The sequence below is a fragment of the Georgenia sp. genome (genome assembly GCF_054605595.1).
In genome coordinates, this window is sequence record NZ_JBTSDU010000171.1 from 1 (window position 1) to 5,326 (window position 5,326).

General features: G+C 72.5%; 2 protein-coding genes. Both read left to right on the forward strand.

Going from position 1 to position 5,326, the window contains the following annotated elements:
* Positions 1–76: 76 nt before the first annotated feature.
* The gene (locus tag ACYC1Z_RS14065) at positions 77–3,721 is read left to right on the forward strand and encodes an error-prone DNA polymerase (protein WP_461410147.1); all 3,645 of its coding nucleotides are present in this window, start codon (positions 77–79) and stop codon (positions 3,719–3,721) included.
* A gap of 189 nt (positions 3,722–3,910) precedes the next feature.
* Positions 3,911–5,326, forward strand: a 1,416-nt coding sequence (locus ACYC1Z_RS14070) for an HNH endonuclease signature motif containing protein (protein ID WP_461410148.1), incomplete at its 3' end; no start/stop codon positions are given.

Below are 5,326 nucleotides of genomic sequence, written 5' to 3' on the forward strand. Positions count from 1 at the left end.
GTGCGCACCCGCCTGTCCGCCTGTCCGCCTGTCCGTGGGAACCCGTACACTCGAACGTACGTATGAAGGAGGGGTGATGGGACCGCGGTATGCCGAGCTGCACGCGCACTCGGCCTTCAGCTTCCTCGACGGCGCGAACCTCCCCGAGGACCTCGCCCTCGAGGCGCACCGCCTGGGCCTGGACGCCCTGGCGCTGACCGACCACGACGGCCTGTACGGCGTGGTGCGCATGGCCGAGGCAGCCCGCGCTCTCGGCCTTCCCACCGTGCTGGGGGCCGAGCTCGACCTCGGCACCACCGGCCGGGCGGGAGCGCACGAGGGCCCCGGCGGCGTCCCCGGGATGGCCGGGCGGCCCGACCCCGACGGCACCCACCTGCTCGTCCTCGCCCGCGGCCCGGAGGGGTACCGCCATCTCTCGAGCGCGATCGCCCGCGGGCACCTGGACTCGGGGGTCAAGGGCCGGGCGGCGTACGACCTGGAGGATCTCGCCGCCCAGGGTGGCGGGGAGTGGCTCGTGCTCACCGGGTGCCGCAAGGGTGCGGTGCGCCGAGCGCTCGACGGCGCAGGTGCGGCGGGTGGGTCGTCCGCCGACCGGCGGGGCGCGGCCGGCACGGAACTGGACCGGCTGGTCACGCTGTTCGGCCGGGAGAACGTCGCGGTCGAGATCACCGACACCGGTTCTCCGCTCGACTCGGCCCGCAACGACGTCCTGGCCGAGCTCGCCCGTGCCGCCGGCCTGCCACTCGTGGCCACCGGGGCGGTGCACTGTGCCCGACCCAAGGACCAGCCCCTCGCCGACGTGTTGGCCGCCGTCCGCGCCCGGGTGTCGCTGGAGGAGATCGACGGCTGGCTCCCCGCGGCGCCGGCCCACCTACGCTCGGCGGCGGAGATGGCGGCCCGCCACCATCGCCACCCGGACGCGGTCCCCACGTCCACGGCGCTCGCGGCCGAGTGCACCTTCGACCTGCGGCTCGTCGGGCCGGACCTGCCCCCGCACCCCGTCCCGCCTGGGCACACCGAGGCCACCTGGCTGCGTGAGCTCACCCACCGGGGGGCCGCTGGCCGCTACGGCCCGCCCGGGGCCGAGCGGATCGCCGGGGCCTACGCGATGATCGAGCACGAGCTGGAGATCATCGAACGGCTGCACTTCCCGGGCTACTTCCTCATCGTCCACGAGATCGTCCAGTTCTGCCGCGACCGGCGCATCCTCTGCCAGGGACGGGGCTCGGCCGCCAACTCCGCGGTGTGCTTCGCGCTGGGGATCACCGCGGTTGACGCGGTCCAGCACCGGCTGCTCTTCGAACGCTTCCTCTCCCCGGGCCGTTCGGGCCCGCCGGACATCGACCTGGACATCGAGTCCGGGCGCCGTGAGGAGGTCATCCAGTTCGTCTACACCCGCTACGGGCGCGAACACGCCGCCCAGGTGGCCAACGTCATCTCCTACCGGCCACGGTCCGCGGTGCGCGACGCCGCCCGGGCGTTCGGCCACGACGTCGGGCAGCAGGACGCGTGGTCCAAGAGCATCGAGCGCTGGAGGAGTCTGCGACGGGCCGACGACGGTGACGGCGGCGCGGCCGGCGTGACCCGTGACGGGCGCGCCCCGGCTCCTGCCGACGATCTGAGCGCCATCCCCGACCAGGTGCTCGACGTGGCCGAGCAGATGCTGCGCCTGCCGCGGCACCTCGGCATCCACTCCGGCGGGATGGTGCTGTGCGACCGACCCGTGATCGAGGTGTGCCCGGTCGAGTGGGCCACCAAGCCCGGACGCACCGTGCTGCAGTGGGACAAGGACGACTGTGCCGACGCCGGCCTGGTCAAGTTCGACCTGCTCGGGCTCGGCATGCTGACGGCGCTGCGGCTGGCCTTCGACGCGATCAACGCGCACTGGTTCGACGGCGCGGACGGCCGGACCGGTGCCGGTGCCGGTGCCGGTGCCGGTGCCGGTGCCGGTGCCTGCAGCGTCGGTGACGCCGTCGCCACCGACGCCGACGAGCTCGGTCTGCACTCCTTGCCCCAGGAGGACCCGGCCGTCTACGACCTGCTCTGCGCGGCGGACACGGTGGGGGTGTTCCAGGTCGAGTCGCGCGCGCAGATGGCCACCCTGCCGCGCCTGCGGCCGCGCGAGTTCTACGACATCGTCGTCGAGGTCGCCCTGATCCGCCCTGGGCCCATCCAGGGTGATTCCGTCAATCCCTACATCAACCGCCGCCTCGGGCGGGAGAAGGTCACCTACCTTCATCCGCTGCTCGAGCCGGCACTCGCCAAGACCCTCGGGGTGCCGCTCTTCCAGGAGCAGCTCATGCGGATCGCGATGGACGTCGCGAACTTCTCCGCCGCCGAGGCCGACCAGCTGCGCAAGGCCATGGGCTCCAAACGGTCCGTCGAACGCATGGAGGCGCTGCACGCCCGGCTCGTGGCGGGCATGGCCGAGAACGGGGTCGCCGGTGAGGTGGCCGAGGCCATCTACGACAAGCTCAAGGCCTTCGCCGACTTCGGATTCCCCGAGTCGCACGCGTTCTCCTTCGCCTACCTCGTCTATGCGAGCGCGTGGCTGAAGGTGCACCACCCCGAGGCGTTCTACGCCGCACTGCTCGCCGCGCAGCCCATGGGCTTCTACTCGCCGCAGTCGCTGGTCGCCGATGCCCGCCGGCACGGGGTGAAGGTGCTGCGGGCGGACGTGAACGCGTCGGCGGTGCAGGCGCAGGTCGAGCAGGGGTCGGTCGTCCGGGACCAGGTCGAGCGGGCGCAGGTCGAGTGGGACCAGACACGTGACGAGCGGCGGGTGAGTGAAGAGCATGTGGCGGGTGACGCCGTCGGGCGGGCGGTGGGTGACGCCGTCGACCCCGACCTGCTCGCACCCGACGTCGCCGGCCTCGTCCATCCGCACGCCCACCTCGCGGTGCGCCAGGGGCTGGCACCCGTCCGGGGGGTGGGGGAGAAGACGGCGGAGCACATCGTCACCGAGCGGGACCGGGGCGGTCCGTTCGCCGACCTGGCGGACCTCGCGCGACGGGTCGATCTCACCGCCGCACAGCTCGAGGCCCTGGCGACGGCCGGCGCCATGGAGTGTTTCGGGCTGGAACGTCGGGAGGCCCTGTGGGCCGCCGGAGTGCTCGCCGGCGAGCACGGTAGGCGGCGCACCAGTCGTCCCCGGTGGGCGGGGTCGGCCGGCGACACGGGGGTCGATGGTCGGGGAACGGATGGTCGAAGGGCTGAAGGCCCGGGGAGCGGGGGCCCCGGCACCGCCTGGTACCAGCCGCCGCTGCCGGGGACCGCCGTCGGGGTGCAGGCTCCCGGTCTACCCGCCATGGACGACGTCGAGACGGCGGTGGCGGACGTGTGGGCAACGGGGGTGTCACCGGACTCGTTCCCCACCCAGTTCCGCCGTCACGACCTCGCGGCCGGCGGGGTGCGGACGGTGGCCGACCTGGTCCGCTGCGCACCGGGGGATCGGGTGCGGGTGGCCGGGGTCGTCACCCATCGGCAGCGGCCGGGCACCGCGGGTGGGGTGACATTCCTGTCCCTCGAGGACGAGACCGGGCTGCTCAACGTCGTCTGTTCCCCGGGCCTGTGGGCACGGCACCGGCAGGTGGCGCGCACGAGCGCTGCGCTCGTGGTCCGCGGGACGCTCGAACGTGGCGACGGGGTGACCAACCTCGTCGCCGACAGACTCGATGCTCTGAGCCTGTTGGTGCCCTCCGCCTCGCGTGACTTCCGCTGAGGGCTGCCGCCGTCGATGAGGGGCGGCACCGACACCCGACACCGCCTCGCGACGACGTGTCGCGATGATGCCACCCCGTCCACAGATTTGGCAGGATCTCGCCAATCCCCTTGTGTCATCGAACGTACGTTCGATATGGTGAGGCTAGTTGTCGACGACGGAGCCGGCAGGAGACGCAAGGGGGACGAGATGGCCACGGTGCCTGTCGCGGGCTCGGGTGACCGCGCTCCCGTCGACCTCAGCTCCCTGACCGAACGGCTTGAACAGGCCAGTGCCCTGCTCGTCGGGCTGAACGGGACGGACCTCCTCGGCCTCCGCTCACGTGACCTGCTGGACGCCGTCGGCAGGGTCGAGACGCTGCGCCGGCAGATCGAGGCCTTGGGGGCCAAGGTCATCGCGGCCGCTCAGGCGGACGGCGCGTGGGCCAACACCGGGGCTCGGACCTTCACCGCGTGGTACCGCAACGCGACCGGGCGCCACCGTTCCACGGCCGCTCAGCAGGTGCGCCAGTCCCAACTTCTGCGGGACGTCCTCCCGCTTGCCGCCCGCGCGCTCGAGAACGGTGAGATCAGCGCCGATCACGTCGACGCGCTGATCCGCCACGCCGTCGACACGCCCGAACGGCGTGCGCAGCTGCGCGACCCCGTGATGGGCGAGGAGTTCCTCGTCGAGCGGGCCACTGCGATGGATGCCACCGACTTCCTCAGGCTGGTCAAGCACTGGGCCATCCGCACGGACCCGGATGCTGCCGACCGGTCCTGGAAGGCCGAGTCCGAGCGTCAGGAGCTCGTCGTCGCGCCGACGCTGGGCGGTTACCACGTCCAGGGCTGGCTCACGACCGTCAACGGGCAGGCACTGCTCGTGGCCCTCGATGCCCGCACCGGCACCCCTGCCGCCGGCGACACACGGACGACGGCGCAGCGCCGCGCGGACAGCCTCGTCTCGCTCTCGCACCTGTCTCTCGACTCCGGCACCCTGCGCCCCAGCGCCCGGATCCGACCCCACATCTCCGTGAGCGTCCCGCTCGACACCCTCCGGCGACTCATCGACGCCGGCGAACCGTCCCACGAGATCCACTCGTGCGACCCGGACGACGCCGACATCCCGGGCATCCCCCAGGTGATCCCCGGGTCCCTCGACTACACGCGCCTGAAGGGCGCCGAGGCGGCCACGCTCATCGACGGCGAACCGATCCCGCACCAGCTGCTGGCCCAGCTCGCGTGCCAGGGCGCGTTCCACCGTGTGATCTTCGGTTCCGACTCCGAGATCCTCGACGCCGGGCGCGAAGAACGGCTCTTCACCGCAGCCCAGACCCGCGCGATCATCGCCCGCGACCGACGATGTCAGTACCCGGGTTGCGACGCCCCGCCGGGCGAGGGGGAGATCCACCACTCGATCTGGTGGTACGAACACTTCGGCAAGACGGCGGCCGAGCTGGGTCTCCTGCTCTGCTGGTTCCACCACGAGTTCGTCCATCGGCACGAGATCACCATCGAGCGCGCCGCGGGTGCGTGGCGCTTCACCAGGACCGACGGCACCGAGATCACGGCGACCAGCGGGCCACCCTCAGCCTGGCCCGTGGCTGTCGGGCCCACCGAGAACGGG